Annotated in this window: 13 protein-coding genes; all 13 read right to left on the reverse strand. The window is 70.9% G+C overall.

The features are described 5' to 3' along the window. Positions 1-90: 90 nt before the first annotated feature. The 13 genes from ACIRSU_RS31975 to ACIRSU_RS32035 all read right to left on the reverse strand — a co-directional run bounded on the left by ACIRSU_RS31975 (position 91) and on the right by ACIRSU_RS32035 (position 17,026). The gene (locus ACIRSU_RS31975; protein WP_403799634.1) at positions 91-3,846 is read right to left on the reverse strand and encodes an amino acid adenylation domain-containing protein; all 3,756 of its coding nucleotides are present in this window, start codon (positions 3,844-3,846) and stop codon (positions 91-93) included. A gap of 64 nt (positions 3,847-3,910) precedes the next feature. Continuing rightward, positions 3,911-4,507: a maleylpyruvate isomerase family mycothiol-dependent enzyme gene (locus ACIRSU_RS31980; protein ID WP_403799637.1), complete on the reverse strand. Its 597-nt coding sequence runs from the start codon at positions 4,505-4,507 to the stop codon at positions 3,911-3,913. An 89-nt stretch (positions 4,508-4,596) separates the two neighbouring features. Beyond that, positions 4,597-6,009 carry an adenosylhomocysteinase gene (gene ahcY, locus ACIRSU_RS31985; protein ID WP_403799640.1) on the reverse strand — a complete coding sequence of 471 codons (1,413 nt, stop codon included), beginning with the start codon at positions 6,007-6,009 and terminating at the stop codon, positions 4,597-4,599. Next, a complete protein-coding gene (gene metF, locus ACIRSU_RS31990) occupies positions 6,002-6,862 on the reverse strand; it encodes a methylenetetrahydrofolate reductase [NAD(P)H] (RefSeq protein WP_403799642.1) in 861 nt (286 codons plus the stop codon). The genes ahcY and metF overlap by 8 nt, the downstream gene beginning before the upstream one ends. Beyond that, a complete protein-coding gene (gene metH / locus ACIRSU_RS31995; protein WP_403799645.1) occupies positions 6,859-10,332 on the reverse strand; it encodes a methionine synthase in 3,474 nt (1,157 codons plus the stop codon). The genes metF and metH overlap by 4 nt, the downstream gene beginning before the upstream one ends. An 11-nt stretch (positions 10,333-10,343) precedes the next feature. Then, positions 10,344-11,327, reverse strand: a complete 984-nt coding sequence (locus tag ACIRSU_RS32000) for a carbohydrate kinase family protein (RefSeq protein WP_403799647.1) — start codon at positions 11,325-11,327, stop codon at positions 10,344-10,346. A gap of 3 nt (positions 11,328-11,330) precedes the next feature. Beyond that, entirely contained in the window at positions 11,331-12,539 is a 1,209-nt protein-coding gene (gene metK, locus ACIRSU_RS32005) for a methionine adenosyltransferase (RefSeq protein WP_403799650.1), read from the reverse strand. Further along, the gene (locus tag ACIRSU_RS32010; RefSeq protein WP_403799652.1) at positions 12,536-12,790 is read right to left on the reverse strand and encodes a phosphopantetheine-binding protein; all 255 of its coding nucleotides are present in this window, start codon (positions 12,788-12,790) and stop codon (positions 12,536-12,538) included. The genes metK and ACIRSU_RS32010 overlap by 4 nt, the downstream gene beginning before the upstream one ends. Positions 12,791-12,803: 13 nt before the next feature. Further along, entirely contained in the window at positions 12,804-13,268 is a 465-nt protein-coding gene (gene acpS, locus ACIRSU_RS32015) for a holo-ACP synthase (protein WP_403799654.1), read from the reverse strand. Position 13,269: 1 nt separating this feature from the next. Then, positions 13,270-14,184: a hypothetical protein gene (locus ACIRSU_RS32020; protein ID WP_403799657.1), complete on the reverse strand. Its 915-nt coding sequence runs from the start codon at positions 14,182-14,184 to the stop codon at positions 13,270-13,272. Positions 14,185-14,230: 46 nt separating this feature from the next. Continuing rightward, positions 14,231-15,121 carry a diiron oxygenase gene (locus tag ACIRSU_RS32025; RefSeq protein ID WP_403799660.1) on the reverse strand — a complete coding sequence of 297 codons (891 nt, stop codon included), beginning with the start codon at positions 15,119-15,121 and terminating at the stop codon, positions 14,231-14,233. Between the two features lie 22 nt (positions 15,122-15,143). Next, on the reverse strand, positions 15,144-16,187 hold the full coding sequence (locus ACIRSU_RS32030; RefSeq protein ID WP_403799663.1) for a class I SAM-dependent methyltransferase: 1,044 nt from the start codon (positions 16,185-16,187) through the stop codon (positions 15,144-15,146). After that, positions 16,184-17,026, reverse strand: a complete 843-nt coding sequence (locus tag ACIRSU_RS32035) for a class I SAM-dependent methyltransferase (RefSeq protein WP_403799666.1) — start codon at positions 17,024-17,026, stop codon at positions 16,184-16,186. The genes ACIRSU_RS32030 and ACIRSU_RS32035 overlap by 4 nt, the downstream gene beginning before the upstream one ends. Between the last annotated feature and the right edge of the window lie 76 nt (positions 17,027-17,102).

Consider the following 17,102-nt stretch of genomic DNA (forward strand, 5'->3'; position numbering starts at 1 on the left):
GGGACGCGTGCGGGGCGGGATACCGACCACCAGCACAGCAGTCGGCGCCCCGCCCCGCACGCACACCACGCCCGAACGGGCTACCTCCGGCTACCTCCCCAGCCGGTAGCGGATCTTCTTCACCAGCTCCTTCAGGTCCGGCGCCCGCAGCAGGCTGTAGTGGTCCGCGTCCAGCTCCACCACCGTCGGCGGGCGCGTCGACCAGCCGGTCGTGCCCTCCAGGAAGGAGTAGTCGTCGCCCTGCGCCTTGAAGATGGTGACCGGGCAGGCAACCTGACGCTCGGTCAACTCCTTGAAGGTGTACGTGAAGTCGAAGGTCTTCTCGACGATCGCGATGATCCGGGCGACCAGCTCCGGGTCGAGCGCCGGGAACTGCACCGTCACGTGCTTCGCGAAACTGGCCGCGTCCGTCGCCGGCACGTCCGCGAGCGCGCCCGCGAAGACCGAGTACAGGATCTGGGTGAAGCCCGGGTTGTCGTACGAGGCCCCGCCGGCCGCCGACTCCGCGCGCACCTTGGGCGAGCCCGGCGCGATCAGGAACAGGTGCTCGACCTGCTCCCCCGCCGCCTCCAGGAGGTGCGCCGACTCGAAGGCGACGCGCGCGCCGAAGGAGTAGCCCCACAGGGTGTACGGGCCGGAGGGCTGGCGGCGCCGGATGGCGGCGACGTCGGCCGCGGCCATCTCGCGGATGGTGTCGTACGGGGTCTCGCCGCGGTTGATGCCGTGCGCCTGGACGCCGTAGAAGGGGCGGTCGATGCCGATCTCCTCCGCCAGGAAGCGGAGGTTCATGGTGTACCCGCCGAGGCCCGGCCAGCAGTAGACCGGCGACTGGGCGCCGTCCGCGTGCAGCCGGACGAGCCGCGACGCCGGGGCCGCGGCGGCGCCGTCGACGCGGTGGGCGAGCTTCTCGACGGTCGGGCACTCGAAGAGGATCTGCAGCGGCAGCGCGGCGGCCGTGCCCGACTCGCCCGCGAACTCGCGGTTGATCTTCGTGATGAGCGCGACCGCGATCAGCGAGTTGCCGCCCGACTCGAAGAAGTCGTCCAGGACGGAGACCGCCTCGACCTCCTCGTACTTCAGCGCCGCCGCCCAGATCTCCGCGAGCCGCTGTTCGGTGCGGGTCCGCGGCAGGACGTGCGGGCGGCCGTGCAGGCCGGCGTTGACGACGGCGAGGTCGGCGAGCGCCTTGGCGTCGACCTTGCCGTTGGCGGAGAGCGGCAGCCGGTCGAGGACGACGACCCGGTTGGGGATCATGTAGTCGGGCAGGTGGTTCGCCAGGTCGTCGCGGATCATCTCCGCGGGGCCCTTCATGTGGACGGAATCCTCGTACATGCCCTCGCTGAGCCGCTGCTCCTCGCTGACCCGGCCGCCGACGAAGAAGTACGAGGGGCCGGTCGGCCGGCCGGCCGCGGCGAGCAGCTCGTCCATGCGGCGGGCGGCGGGCAGCGGGTTGCCGGACATCGAGCTGTAGCCGGAGGACATGAACCCGAGGCCGTGGACCTCCGAGCCGAGCTGGAGCCGCTGCAGGGCGCGGCCGAGGTCGATGTACGAGCGCCAGGCGGCGTCCGGGCCGTCCGTGCGGGCGACCACCGTGATGCCGAGCGAGGCCCGGTCGTACACCGCCTGGTTGATCGCGATGACGTGCTTCTTCTCCACCAGGCCGGCGGCGACGCGGACCAGCTCGCCGTTCTCGTAGGCGTACTGGCCGGCCGCCAGGTCCGCGATCCGCTCCGGGTGCGCCTGCACGTACAGGTCCACGTCCGGGGCGGACACCGACTCCTCGTCGTACGGCACCAGTTCGAAGACCGCCAGGTCCGCGCCCTCGTCGGGGTCGCCGCCGCGCAGCGGGCGGATGTCGAGGCCGAGCGGCGGCAGGATCTCCTCGAAGAGGCCGACCATGTGGCCGGTCTCGATCTCCAGGACCTCGCGGATGTTGTTCTTGTAGACCGGCTCGATCGCCTCCCACTTGCCGTGGAAGGCGAAGCGGACCAGCGGTTCGCCCTCCGCCGTACCGGCCCGCATCAGGAACAGCCGGTGGTGCACCGGGTGGTAGTAGTACGTGCCCGGTTCCAGGCCCGCGATGCCGCGCACCTCCACGTACAGCTGCGTCGCGTACAGCGCGCCCGGCGAGGCGTAGCCGTACTTCGGCAGCAGCCGCTCCTCGCTGAGGAACTGGCCGAACCAGCGCAGGATCTCGCCCAGGTCGGCGGCCGCGAGGGTGCCGATCGCGCGCGAGCCGATGCCCTCGGGGCGGCGGGCCAGCGCGCCGAGGACGTCGGCGCGGGTGACCGCGCCGCCCTCGTAGAAGCGGTAGGTCTTGCGGGCGAAGACGGCGCGGCGGGTCCGCTCGCTCGGCGTGCGGCCGGGCAGTTCGACGACCGGGCGGCCGGCGAGCGCGGACGCGTCGAGGGTGCCGGCGTTGGACAGCTGCGCCTTGACCTGGAGCTTGGACTCCTTGGACTGGTGGTGGGCGCCGTGGTTGCCCTGGTCCATCAGGGCGGCTTCCTTCGGGGAGAGCTCGACGCAGGCGACCAGGTTCTGGAAGCCGGTGCGGGGCTCGTTCTTGACGATGACGGCCGCGTTCTTGACCCAGTCGTGGTTCTCGATGGCGAGCGCGATCTCGTCGAGCTCGACGCGGAAGCCGCGGAGCTTGATCTGGTTGTCGGCGCGGCCGGCGAACTGGACGGTGCCGTCGTCGTTCAGCGTCGCCAGGTCGCCCGTACGGTACAGCCGCTCGCCGGTCTCGCTCGTGATGAACTTCTCGGCCGTGAGCTCGGGCCGGTCCAGGTACCCCCGCGCGACCTGGACGCCGCCGATGCACAGCTCGCCGTCACGTATGTGGAAGCTGGTCTCGTGGGCCGGTCTGCCGATCGGGATCGCGGCCGGGCCGTCGGCGACGGTGGCGCGGTCGACGGTGTGGGACGAGGCGTTGATGGTGCACTCGGTGGGGCCGTACAGGTTGACCAGTTCCGCGTCGGGCAGCTCGGCGAGGACCTGGACGGCGAGGTTGCGGGAGAGGATCTCGCCGCCCGAGTAGACCCGGCGCAGGCTGGTGCACGAGCCGAGGCGCTCGGTGTCGACGAGGGCCTGGAGCAGGGTCGGCACGCACTGGAGCATGGTGGCGCCGTGGCGCCGCACGGTGTCGATCAGACCCTCGGGATCGCGGTAGACGCCGGGCGGGCCCATGGCGACGCGGGCGCCGACGGCCGGGGCGAGGATCTCCCACTGGGCGGCGTCGAAGCTCATCGGGGTCTTCTGGACGACGGTCTCGCCGGGGCCGAGCCGGTGCTCGGCGGCCATCCAGTTCATCTGGGCGACGATCGAGCGGTGCTCGACCATGACGCCCTTGGGCTTGCCGGTGGAGCCGGAGGTGTAGATGACGTACGCGAGCTGGGACGGCTCCAACTCGGCTTCAGAGAGCGGCTGTTCCTCGCCCGCGGTGCGCCAGGCGTGCTGGACGGCGTCCTTGAGGGTGACGACGGTGGTGCCGGGCGGGGCGAGCTCGGTGACGCGCTCGCGGAAGCGTTCCTGGGTGAAGACGATGCGGGCGCCGCTGTCCTCGATCATGTAGCGCAACCGCTCCTCGGGGTACTCCGGGGAGAGCGGGACGTACGCGCCGCCGGAGAGCACCACACCCCACGTACCGATCACCAGTTCGAGTGACGGTTCGACGTGGACGCCGACGCGGTGGTCGGCGGCGACGCCGAGCGTGCGGAGGTAGCCGGCGAGGACGGCGGCGCCCTCGTGGAGCTCGCGGAAGGAGAGGGTGTCGTCGCCGAAGACGACGGCGTGGTCATCTGGCCTTTGCGCCGTCTGGGCGCGCAGGAGCCGGTCGAGCGTGGGCATGGGGGTCCTCTTCGTGAGTGAAAGGGGCGGGCCCCGGTCCGTGAGGACCGGGGCCCGCCGCCCCTCAGCGGTAGATGAGAAGTTCCTGCTCCGTCGCGCCCGTCAGTTCGTAGCGGGTCCGTACCAGCGGGCGTCCTGAGTAGATGCGTATCAAGGTGGCGGCGTCGCCGTGGAAGCGGGCCGGGTCGCGGCCCTCGATGGCGTTGCCGAGGTCGACCTCGCCGCCGCGGTCCGCCAGGGTGCCGACGAGGCGGGGGGTCTCCCGCCTGCGGCTGGTGACGGAGAGCAGCGGCAGGGCCAGGTCGAGGGCCTCGCCGCAGTAGGCGCCGGGTTCGCCGAAGGCCTCCCGTACGTCTCCGGCGTGCACCCACTCGCCGAGGGCGACCGCGTCGAGCCGGCCGTCCTCCCGCTCGGCGATGACCGGCCCGGCCTCGGTGAAGCCGCGCTCCAGTTCGTCGAGGATCCGGCCCAGCGGCCAGTCCTCGCGCTCGGCCACGTCGCAGGCGTTGGCCTCGGGCAGGAACACGCCCTCCTCCAGCCTTCCCTCGACGATCCTGATGAGCGCCGCCGCGCAGTGGGCGAGCACCTGCCGGGCGGTCCAGCCCGGGCAGGCGGTGCGGTTCTCGTACGCCTCCGCCGGCGTGCGGCGCAGCAGCGGCATCAGCAGGTCCCGCTCCGTCTTCAGGAGACGGTCCGGGAGCCACGGGTCACGTGGTGCTTCCTCAAGGCAGTCGGTACACACGTGCGGCCTCAGTAGCGGTAGTGGTCCGGCTTGTACGGGCCCTCGACCGGGACGCCGATGTACGCGGCCTGCTCGGGGCGCAGCTCGGTGAGCTTCACGCCGAGGGCGTCGAGGTGCAGCCGGGCGACCTTCTCGTCGAGGTGCTTCGGCAGCGTGTAGACGCCGACCGGGTACGCGTCCGTCTTCGTGAAGAGCTCGATCTGGGCCAGCGTCTGGTCCGCGAAGGAGTTCGACATCACGAAGGACGGGTGGCCGGTCGCGTTGCCGAGGTTGAGGAGCCGGCCCTCCGACAGGACGATGACGACCTTGCCGTCGGGGAACGTCCAGGTGTGGACCTGCGGCTTGACCTCGTCCTTCACGATCCCGGGGATCTGCGCGAGGCCGGCCATGTCGATCTCGTTGTCGAAGTGGCCGATGTTGCCGACGATCGCCTGGTGCTTCATGCGGGCGATGTCGGACGCCATGATGATGTCCTTGTTGCCCGTGGTGGTGATGAAGATGTCGGCGGTCTCGACGACCTCTTCCAGGGTGGTGACCTGGTAGCCGTCCATGGCCGCCTGCAGCGCGCAGATCGGGTCGATCTCGGTGACGATCACGCGGGCGCCCTGGCCGCGCAGCGACTCCGCCGAACCCTTGCCGACGTCGCCGTAGCCGCACACCACGGCGGTCTTGCCGCCGATGAGGACGTCCGTCGCCCGGTTGATGCCGTCGACGAGCGAGTGGCGGCAGCCGTACTTGTTGTCGAACTTCGACTTCGTCACGGCGTCGTTCACGTTGATCGCCGGGAAGAGAAGCGCGCCCTCGCGGTGCATCTCGTAGAGGCGGTGGACACCGGTGGTGGTCTCCTCCGTCACGCCACGGATGCCGGACGCGATCGCCGACCAGTCCAGCGTGGTCCTGCCGAGCAGTTCCAGGACGATCCGGAACTCCTCGTTGTCGGCGGTCGACGGGTCCGGGACCTTGCCGGCCTTCTGGTACTCCACACCCTTGTGGACGAGGAGCGTGGCGTCGCCGCCGTCGTCGAGGATCATGTTGGGACCGTCGGCGTTCGGCCAGGTCAGTGCCTGCTCGGTGCACCACCAGTACTCCTCCAGCGTCTCGCCCTTCCAGGCGAAGACCGGGATGCCGGCGGCGGCGATGGCGGCGGCGGCGTGGTCCTGGGTGGAGTAGATGTTGCAGGACACCCAGCGCACCTCGGCGCCGAGCGCGACCAGGGTCTCGATGAGGACGGCGGTCTGCACGGTCATGTGCAGCGAGCCGGTGATCCGGGCACCGGCCAGCGGCTGGGCGGCGGCGTACTCGCGGCGGATCGCCATGAGCCCCGGCATCTCGTGCTCGGCGAGGGTGATCTCCTTGCGGCCGAACTCCGCCAGACCGATGTCGGCGACCTTGTAGTCGGAAAACACAGCGGACTCAGACACGTGCGAGGCTCCTTGAGGCTTGGATCGATCTGTGGATTTCGAGGGCCGCGGTGCTCTTGTTGAGCGTGATGTAGTGCAGGCCCGGCGCGCCCTCGTCGAGCAGCCGCAGACCCATCGCGGTCGCGTGCTCGACGCCGGTGCGGTACGCGGCGGCGGGGTCGTCCTTCGCCGCCTCCAGGCGGTGGGCCAGGTCCTCGGGGAAGGCCGCGTCGGACAGCTCGGCGAAGCGGCGGATCTGCCGGACGTCGGTCGCGGGCATGATCTCCGGGATGATCGGGGTGTCGCAGCCGGCCGCCGCGACCCGGTCGCGCAGCCGCAGATAGTCCTCCGGGTCGAAGAACATCTGGGTGATGGCGTAGTCGGCGCCCGCCCGGCACTTGGCGACGAAGTGCGCGAGGTCGCTCTCGGGGCTCGCCGAGCGCGGGTGGCCCTCCGGGAAGGCCGCCACGCCGATCCGGAACTCCCCCAACGACCGTACGAGCTCGACGAGTTCGTACGCGTAGGTGAAGCCGTCCGGGTGCGGCGTCCAGGCGCCGCGCGGGTCGCCCGGAGGGTCGCCGCGCAGCACCAGGACGTCCCGGACGCCGGCGTCCGCGTAGGCGCCGATGATCGCGCGGAGCTCGGCGACCGAGTGGCCGACGGCCGTCAGATGGGCGACGGGCCGCAGGGTGGTCTCGGTGACGATCCGCTTGGTGACGTCGATGGTGCGGTCCCGGGAGGAGCCGCCCGCGCCGTACGTCACGGAGACGAAGTCCGGCGCGAGCGCCTCCACGCGGCGGATCGCGTCCCACAGGGTCTGCTCGCCCCTGTCGGTCTTCGGCGGGAAGAACTCGAACGAAAACGTCACGCTCACCGGCGGCCTCCCGCGTTGAAGTAGCTCGCCTCGGGGTGGTGGACCACGAAGGCGTCGGTCGACTGCTCGGGGTGCAGCTGGTACTCCTCCGACAGCTCCACGCCGATCCGCTCCGGCCGCAGGAGCTCGGCGATCTTCGCCCGGTCCTCCAGGTCGGGGCAGGCCGGGTAGCCGAGCGAGTAGCGGCAGCCCTGGTACTCGGTGCGCAGCATGCCCTCGATGCCGGCCGGGTCGTTCCCCGCGATGCCCCACTCCTGGCGCACCCGGCCGTGCCAGTACTCGGCCAGTGCCTCGGCCAACTGCACGGACAGGCCGTGCAGTTCGAGGTAGTCGCGGTAGGAGTCGGCGGCGAACAGCTTCGCCGTCTCCTCGCCGATCCGCGAGCCGACGGTGACGACCTGGAGGCCGACGACGTCGATCTCGCCGGAGTCCTCGGAGCGGAAGAAGTCGGCCAGGCAGAGGCGGCGGCCCCGCTGTTGGCGGGGGAAGCTGAAGCGGGTCCGCTCGCCTCCGTCCTCGTCCAGGACGATCAGGTCGTCGCCCTTGGACACACAGGGGAAGTAGCCGTACACGACGGCCGCTTCGAGGAGGTGGTCCGTCTGGAGCCGGTCCAGCCAGCCGCGCAGCCGCGGCCGGCCCTCCGACTCGATGGTCTCGTTGTCCTTGAGGCCCCACTGGCCCTTGAACAGGGCGCCCTCGTCCAGCCAGCTCGCGTACTCGGCGAGCTGGATGCCCTTGACGACCCTCGTGCCGAGGAACGGCGGCTCGGGTACGACGTTGTCGGCGGCCACGTCGGAACGGCCGGCCGGCTCGGGCTCCCGTACCTCCAGGGCCGCGGCGGACTCCGGACGCTTCGGCACCCGGCGCTGCTTCAGCTCCGGCAGGGTCGCGCCCGGCACGCCCCGCTTGACCGCCATGAGGGCGTCCATCAGACGCAGGCCCTCGAAGGCGTCGCGGGCGTAGCGGACCTCGCCCCGGTAGATCTCGTGCAGGTCCTGCTCGACGTACGCCCTGGTCAGGGCCGCGCCGCCGAGGATCACCGGGTACCTGGCGGCCAGGCCGCGGCCGTTCAGCTCCTCCAGGTTCTCCTTCATGATCACCGTGGACTTCACGAGCAGGCCGGACATGCCGATCACGTCGGCGGCGTGCTCCTCGGCGGCCTCCAGGATCGCCGACACCGGTTGCTTGATGCCGATGTTGACCACGTTGTAGCCGTTGTTGGAGAGGATGATGTCGACGAGGTTCTTGCCGATGTCGTGGACGTCACCGCGCACAGTCGCCAGGACGATCGTGCCCTTGCCGTCGGCATCCGACTTCTCCATGTGCGGCTCCAGATAGGCCACCGCGGTCTTCATGACCTCGGCGGACTGGAGCACGAACGGCAGCTGCATCCGCCCGGAGCCGAACAGCTCGCCGACCGTCTTCATGCCGTCGAGCAGGACGTCGTTGACGATCTCCAGGGCCGGGCGTTCGACGAGCGCCGCGTCGAGGTCGGCCTCCAGTCCGTTCTTCTCGCCGTCGATGATCCGCCGCTTCAGGCGCTCCTCCAGCGGAAGCGCGAGCAGCTCCTCCGCCTTGCCGGCCTTCAGCGACTTCGCCGTCGCGCCCTCGAAGAGTTCGAGCAGGCGCTGCAGCGGGTCGTAGCCCTCGCGGCGGCGGTCGTAGATCAGGTCGAGCGCGACCTCGACCTGCTCCGGCTCCAGGCGCGCGATCGGCAGGATCTTCGACGCGTGCACGATCGCCGAGTCCAGCCCCGCCTTCACGCACTCGTCGAGGAAGACCGAGTTCAGCACGATCCGGGCGGCCGGGTTGAGGCCGAAGGAGATGTTGGACAGGCCCAGGGTCGTCTGCACGTCCGGGTGGCGCCGCTTCAGCTCGCGGATCGCCTCGATGGTGGCGATGCCGTCCTTGCGGGACTCCTCCTGGCCGGTGCAGATGGTGAACGTGAGCGTGTCGATCAGGATGTCCGACTCCCTGATCCCCCAGTTCCCGCTCAGGTCGGCGATCAGGCGCTCGGCGATCGCGACCTTCTTCTCGACGGTACGGGCCTGCCCCTCCTCGTCGATCGTCAGCGCCATCAGCGCCGCGCCGTGCTCCCGGGCCAGGCCCGCGACCTGCGCGAACCGCGACTCGGGGCCGTCGCCGTCCTCGTAGTTGACCGAGTTGACGACCGCGCGGCCACCGAGCTTCTCCAGACCGGCCCGGAGCACCGCCACCTCGGTCGAGTCGAGCACGATCGGCAGCGTCGACGCCGTCGCGAAGCGCCCCGCGAGCTCCGCCATGTCGGCGACGCCGTCGCGGCCCACGTAGTCCACGCACAGGTCGAGCATGTGCGCGCCCTCGCGGATCTGGTCGCGCGCCATCTCGACACAGTCGTCCCAGCGGCCCTCCAGCATCGCCTCGCGGAACTTCTTCGAACCGTTGGCGTTCGTCCGCTCACCGATCGCCAGGTACGAGGTGTCCTGGCGGAACGGCACATGGCTGTAGAGCGACGAGGCACCCGGCTCGACGACCGGTGTGCGGGCCGGCACCGCCGCGCCGCGCACCCGCTCCACGATCGCGCGCAGGTGCTCGGGCGTCGTACCGCAGCAGCCGCCGACCAGCGCGGGGCCGTAGTCCCGCACGAACGCCTCCTGCGCGTCGGCGAGTTCGTCCGGCGACAGCGGATAGTGCGCGCCGTCCGACGTCAGCACCGGCAGGCCGGCGTTCGGCATCACCGAGACCGGGATCCGGGCGTGCCGGGACAGATGGCGCAGGTGCTCCGCCATCTCCGCCGGGCCGGTGGCGCAGTTGAGGCCGATCATGTCGATGCCCAGCGGCTCCAGGGCCGTGAGCGCGGCGCCGATCTCGGAGCCGAGCAGCATGGTGCCCGTCGTCTCGACGGTCACCTGCACGATCACCGGCAGGTCGAGGCCGAGGGAGTCAAGGGCCCGGCGGGCGCCGATGACGGCCGCCTTCGTCTGGAGCAGGTCCTGCGAGGTCTCGATGAGCAGCGCGTCCGCGCCGCCCCGCAGCAGGCCCTCCGCGTTCTGCTGGAAGGCGTCGCGCAGCGGCTCGTACGTGACGTGCCCGAGGGTCGGCAGCTTGGTGCCCGGGCCCATCGAGCCGAGCACCCAGCGGGGCCGGCCGTCGACGGCCGTGTGGGCGTCGGCGGCGGAGCGGGCGATGCGCGCGCCGGCCTCCGACAGCTCGTACACGCGGTGCTCGATGCCGTACTCGGCGAGCGCCGCCAGATTGGCGCCGAACGTGTTGGTCTCCACCGCGTCCACGCCCACCGAGAAGTAGGCGTCGTGCACGGAGGCGACGATGTCGGGCCGGGTCAGGTTGAGGATCTCGTTGCAGCCCTCCAGACCCGTGAAGTCGTCCATGGTGGGGTCGGCGGCCTGGAGCATGGTGCCCATCGCCCCGTCGGCCACCACGACCCGGGTGGCGAACTCCTCGCGGAGCGAGCGCCTGGCGTGCTTCGTCATGTCGGCCCCCCTCATGTCAGGTGCCTCAGATGCGTCATGAGCGTGGCCGTGCAGCCCACCCCGTACGTCGTGCGGATACGGTCCAGGAGCGTGTCCCGGTGCAGCCGGTACTCCTGCGTGCCCACGTAGTCGAGGACGGTGGCCGCGACCGCGCAGCCCAGCTGGGCCGCGCACTTCTCCGGCACGCCCCACAGCGTCCCCGCGAGGAAACCGGCCCGGAAGGCGTCACCGACGCCCGTCGGGTCGACCACGCCCGGCACCGGCACGGCCGGCACCGCGAGCGGCGCCCGGTCCTCGCCGCGGATCCGCACCCCGGCCTCGCCGTGGGTGGTGACCCACGTGCCGACGCGGCGCAGCACGTCCGCCTCGGACCAGCCGGTCTTCTCCCGCAGCAGGGCGGTCTCGTACTCGTTGGTGAACAGGAACCGCGCCCCGTCCACCAGGTCCCGCACCTGCCCGCCGTCGAGCCGCGCCAGCTGCTGCGACGGGTCGGCGGCGAAGGGGACCCCGAGCTCGCGGCAGGTGCGGGAGTGCCGCAGCATGGCCTCGGGGTCGTCCGGGGAGACCAGAACCAGTTCCAGGCGCCCGGCCCGGGCGACGACGTCCCGCAGGTCGATCTCGCGGGCCTCGCTCATCGCACCGGCGTAGAACGTGGCGATCTGGTTCTGCGCCCGGTCGGTGGTACAGACGAACCGGGCGGTGTGGAGCGACTCGCTGACGCGCACCGAGTCGGTGTCCACACCGTGGTCCTTGAGCCAGATCCGGTACGGCTCGAAGTCGGCGCCGACCGCGCCCACGAGGACGGGGCGCAGGCCGAGCACACCGAGTCCGAAGGCGATGTTCGCTGCCACTCCGCCGCGCCTGACCTCCAGGTTGTCGGCGAGGAACGACAGGGAGACCTTGTCGAGCCGGTCGGCGATCAGCTGCTCGCTGAACCAGCCGGGGAAGGTCATCAGATGGTCGGTCGCGATGGATCCGGTGACAGCGACACGCACGCCCTACACCCCCGCGGCCTTCTTGAGAGCGTCGGCCCGGTCGGTGCGCTCCCAGGTGAACTCCGGCAGCTCCCGGCCGAAGTGCCCGTACGCCGCCGTGGCCGCGTAGATCGGGCGCTTCAGGTCCAGGTCGCGGATGATCGCGGCCGGCCGCAGGTCGAAGACCTGGGACACGGCCTCCTGGATCGTCTCGTCCGGGAGGGTGCCGGTGCCGAAGGTCTCGACGAAGAGACCGACCGGCTCGGCCTTGCCGATCGCGTACGCGACCTGCACCTCGCAGCGCCTGGCGAGCCCGGCCGCGACGACGTTCTTGGCGACCCAGCGCATCGCGTAGGCGGCCGAACGGTCCACCTTCGACGGGTCCTTGCCGGAGAACGCGCCGCCGCCGTGCCGGGCCATGCCGCCGTACGTGTCGATGATGATCTTCCGGCCGGTGAGGCCGGCGTCGCCCATCGGCCCGCCGATCTCGAAGCGCCCGGTCGGGTTGACCAGGAGCCGGTAGCCGTCGGACTCCAGGGTCACGCCCTCCTCGACGAGCTCCTTGAGGACGTGCTCGACGACGTACTCGCGGACGTCGGGGGTCAGCAGGCCCTCGACGGAGATGTCGGCGGCGTGCTGCGAGGAGACGACCACCGTGTCGAGGCGGACCGGCCGGTCGCCGTCGTACTCGATGGTGACCTGGGTCTTGCCGTCGGGCCGCAGGTACGGGACGGTGCCGTTCTTGCGGACCTCCGTCAGCCGGCGCGACAGGCGGTGCGCCAGCGCGATCGGCAGCGGCATCAGCTCGGCCGTGTCGTCACAGGCGTAGCCGAACATCAGGCCCTGGTCGCCGGCGCCCTGGGCCGCCAGCTCGTCCTCCACGCCCTCGACGCGGGCCTCGTGGGCGGTGTCGACGCCCTGCGCGATGTCCGGCGACTGGGCGCCGATGGACACCGACACGCCGCAGGAGGCGCCGTCGAAGCCCTTCGCGGAGGAGTCGTAGCCGATGTCGAGCACGGCGTCGCGCACCAGCTGGGCGATCGGCGCGTACGCGGAGGTGGTGACCTCGCCGGCGATGTGCACCTGACCGGTGGTGATCAGGGTCTCGACGGCGACGCGGGAGTGCGGGTCCTGGGCGAGCAGGGCGTCCAGGACGGTGTCGCTGATCCGGTCGGCGATCTTGTCGGGATGGCCCTCGGTCACCGACTCCGAGGTGAACAGGCGGCGGCTCATGCCTGGACCTCCACCTTGTCGTTCGCGAAGAAGTGCTGCTCGATGGCGCCGAGCGTCCGGATGGAGTCGACCTCCAGGGTCTCCATCTGGATCGAGGTGCCGCTCTCCTGCTCCAGCAGGAAGACGAACTCGACGAAGGACAGCGAGTCGATGAGGCGGTTCTCGATCAGGTCGAGGTCGGCGGCGATGTCGTCGCGCTCGGGGTGACGCTCGAGGATCCAGTTCTTCACCGTCTGCAGGCCGTCGGCCATGATGCTTCTCCTTTTAGATGCTGCTGCTGGTGTCGCTGCTGCTGCTTGCGGAAGGGGTGGGGGCGATGATCGGCGCGGCGACCGCGACCGCGTAGTCCACGTCGTGGCTGATGGACACGGTGATCTCGGAGATGCCGGACTCCTGGGCCATCTCCGCGGCGGGACCGCGCAGCTCCACGAGCGGCCAGCCGCCCTCGGAGCGCCGTACGACGATGTCCGGCCAGGGCAGGAACCTGCCCCTGACCCGTAAGGTCTTGAAGGCCGCTTCCTTGGCCGCGATCCGGCCGCACAGGCTCAGGACGTCGAGCCCACTGGCGGTGCGGCAGTCGTCGAGTTCGCCGGGGGTGAGCATCCGCTCGAAGAACTTCTCGCCGTACTGGGCGAGAAGCCTCCGCACGCGGTTGACGGACACGATGTCCATGCCGAGGTTCGCCCAGCCCAGGCCGCCCGCCGGCGGGGCGACGGGACGGGCCGGCACGTCAGATCACCGGCCCGGCCGCGAGACTCGCATCGGTGCGCATGCGGGCGTTCGCGTCGAGGACCGCCTCGGTGGCGGTCTCCCAGCTGCCGTGGCGGCGGGTGAGCGCCGACAGCCAGCGCTCCAGACCGAAGGCGACACAGCTGGTGAAGGCCGGTCCGCCGGTCGACTCCAGGGTGATGTCGCAGCGGTCGCCGAAGAAGTTCCGGTGCGTGTTGACCGAGGCGATCGCCAGGTCCTCGTACAGGAACTCGTGCTTCACCGGCGTGAGCCGCTGGAGCAGCGCCTTCGAACCGCCCTTGTCGAAGAACGGGTCGCAGGCGGCCTCCTTGCGCAGCGGCAGGTCGAGTGCCGCGGCGAAGGCGTGGATACGGGCGGTGAAGTCCGCGAGGTGGTTCTCGGCGTGGCTCTGCGCGCCGATGGCCACGATCTCCCGCATGCGGAAGCCGAGCTGGCGCCGCATGCCCTCGTAGTGCGTCTCCTTGCGGAAGCACCAGGAGCAGATGGTCACCAGGTGGTCGTCGGCGACCTGGGTGCCCTGGTGGGTCAGGTAGACGGCGTAGCAGGACGCCGAGGGCAGGCCGAGCTCGGCCGGCTGGAGCGCCTCGGTCGGGAAGCGGCCGGTGTCGGTGGAGAAGGGCGCGCTCGCGCGGGCGTCGAGGTCGAGCGGGGCGGCGACGACGGCCTGGTGGGGGAAGTTGTCGTAGTAGTCGAGCCGGGCCAGGTCGGCGGCCGGGAGCAGCGGGGGCATCGTCATGGTGCGGGCGCCCGCGTTCACCCCCCAGCCCTCGAAGGTGTCGTCGAGGAGCCGCAGCAGGCGGGTCCCCTCCGGGCCGAGCGTGGGCAGGCCCCTGGTCGCCCCGGTCGTCCCGGTGCTCGCCCCGGCGGTCGCGTTCGCGGGGGTTGTCACGGTCATGGTCGGTTCACCTCTCAGGGTGGGTTCGCGCGCTCAGGACCGGATCTCAGAGGACGGGGAGGCTGTCGTCGGAGAAGATCCCGGTCTTCAGGAAGAAGGAGAGCGGCTTGCGGATCGCCTTGCGCTCGTGGGCGCGGCGGCGCTCGTCGGCGATCAGCGAGTTGCGCAGCGCCAGCGGGTCGGCGATGCCGGCGTCCTTGTAGACGTGCGGGTTGTAGAGCGAGTTGATGCTGTAGACGACGTAGCGCTTGAGGTACGCCTCGACCTCGCGGACCCGCTCGGCGGGGACGGCCTCGCACATGCGCTGGAAGAGCAGCGAGACCAGCTCGCGGCCGAAGGCGATGTGCCGGGACTCGTCCTGGTGGTGGATGCGGTTGACCTCGCGGATGGTGTGGCAGAGGTCGGCGTCCTTGGCCATCCGGGAGTTGTAGTGGTCGACCAGCTCCTCGAAGAACAGGATGCGGGTGAAGACCAGGAAGTTCTCGACCTCGGGCTCCCAGGCGGCGTCGGCGCGCATGCCGGTGGAGCCGTAGATCTTGTGGCCGTAGCGCCGGCAGAACTCGGAGAAGAACCACATGTGTTCGTTCTCCTCGCCGATGAAGTGGTGGAAGAAGTCCGAGGGGACCTCGAAGCCGGGCATGTGGATGCGGCCGACGACCTCGATGAGGAGCTCGCGGATGCCGTGCACATTGAGGCTGTAGAAGTTGATCGACTCCCACTTCGACAGGCGCTGAAGCGTTTCCTCACCGAGGGTGTCGGCGTGCTCGGTGCCGTGGACGGTGAGCAGCTCCGGCGTCATCCAGTACCGGTCCTCCTCCAGGGTCTCGGGCCACTGGAAGGTCTGGTACGGGTTGTAGTAGTCCTCGACGGAGCGCTCGCTGAGGCGCTCCAGGACCTCCATGAACCGGTCGGTGACGGGCAGGGCGGCGGTGGCCATGGGTGATTCCTTCGCTGTGGGGTTACGGCCGGACTTCGTAGACCGCGTTGACCGGGGTCTCGGTGGCGCGCCGCCAGCGGGTGAAGCCGGCCTCCTCGGCGATGGCGCGGAAGGCCTTCTCGCCGGAGTGGTTGCCGAGGGCGTGCGGGCCGCGCTGGGCGACCGCGACCGGCAGGCACATCACGGCGGACAGGGCCATGAACATGCGGGCGGCGGGGGTCTGGGTGTCGATGTCGGCGGGCGAGACGTTCGACTCGACGAGCATCCAGGTGCCGTCCGCGTCGAGCGACTTGTGCACGTGCTGCGCGGCGGCGACCGGGTCGCCCATGTCGTGCAGGGCGTTGAAGAAGCAGACCAGGTCGTAGCCGGAGCCCGGGTAGTCGTCGGCCGAGGCGACGTCGAAGACGACGCGGTCGGACAGGCCGGCCTCCTCGGCGAGCTGGCGCGCGATGGAGATGGCCTCTTCGGAGTAGTCGAAGCCGTGGACGGTGGCGTTCGGGAACGCCTTCGCGATCAGCAGCGTGGTGTGGCCGACGCCGCAGCCGACGTCCGCGACGGTGCCGCCGCCGTTCAGCTTGTCGGTGACCTCGTGCAGGGCCGGCAGCCAGTCCGGGACGAGCTTGTGCTCGTACGTCGGCTGGAAGAAGGAGCCCATGCCGGTGTCGAGCGCCGCGTCGTGCTCGGCCCAGCCGACGCCGTCGCCGCTCCGGTACGCCTCGACGAGCAGGTCCTCGGTGGCGTACAGCGCCTTGAGGGCGGTGAAGAAGCCGGCCGCGAAGGTGACCGCGGTCGGGTCGGCGAGCACCTCGACGTGGTCGGCGGGCAGGGTGTACGTCAGCGAGCTCGGGTGCCGCTCCACGTACCCGGCGGAGAGCTGGGCGTGCAGCCACTCCTCGATGTACCGCTCGTTGGTGCCGGTCTTCTCGGCGAGCTGCCCGGCGGTGAGGGCGCCGTGCTCGGCCAGGGCCTTGTAGAGGCCGAGGCGCTCGCCGAGGGCCACGGTCAGACCGCGCACGGCCGCGCCGGCGTCGGTGATGACCTTCTGATGGAAGTCGTGGGCGCTCACGCGGCCACCTCCTGCCGGCTGGTCGGAACGTCGCACGTGAAGAGGAAGGAGCGGGGGACGCGCGGGACGGAGCGCGCCGGGACCGGGTACGGCCAGCGGTCGAAGTGGGCGCCGGGCTCACCGGGCTGCTTGACCTCGCGCACCTCCCAGCCGCAGTCGGCGAGCAGCGCCTCGGGCTCCTCGGTGCCGAAGAGCCACGGGTTGCCGTCCTCCTCCAGCGCCTTCATGAAGGAGCGGGCCAGCGGGTTCTCCAGGGCGGCCCTGGAGATGACGTCGCCGAGCAGCACGGAGCCGGGCGCCGCGTGCGCGGCGAGCAGCGAGATCAGGGTCCGGACGGCCTGCTCGGGCAGGAAGAACAGCAGGCCCTCGACGACCCACAGGACGGGCTCGTCGCTCTTCCAGCCCGCCTCCTTGAGCGGGCCGGTCCAGTCCTGCGTCAGGTCGACCGGGACGGTGACCCGGGTGCGGCCGGCGGGCGCGGGCTCCTGGGCGAGCATCTCGGCCTTGGCCTCCAGGAGGGCCGGACGGTCGAGCTCGTAGACGGTCACGCCGTCGGGCCAGGGCAGCCGGAAGAAGCGGGTGTCCATGCCGGCGGCGAGGAAGACGACCTGGCGGATGCCGCGCTCCTCCACCGCCTTGACGATGGCGCGGTCCAGGTAGGTGGTGCGGATGGCGAGGAACGGCACGGTGCCGCCCCCGGCGTAGCGCTCGAGCAGTTCGAAGCCGATCTGGTCGGCGACGGTGCGCGCGTACGGATCGGCGAACAGCCGGTCCTCGCGCTCGGTCTCCAGGGCGCGCGCGGCGGCGGTCCACTGGGCGGTGCGGGATACGGCCTCCACAGGAGGTCCCCCTTCGGTGAGTGGTGGAAAAGGTTTCGGACGGCCGTGCTCAGAGGTGTGCCCGGGGTGTGTGGGG

It is taken from the genome of Streptomyces sp. NPDC101160, assembly GCF_044768205.1.
Classification (GTDB): Bacteria; Actinomycetota; Actinomycetes; order Streptomycetales; family Streptomycetaceae; genus Streptomyces.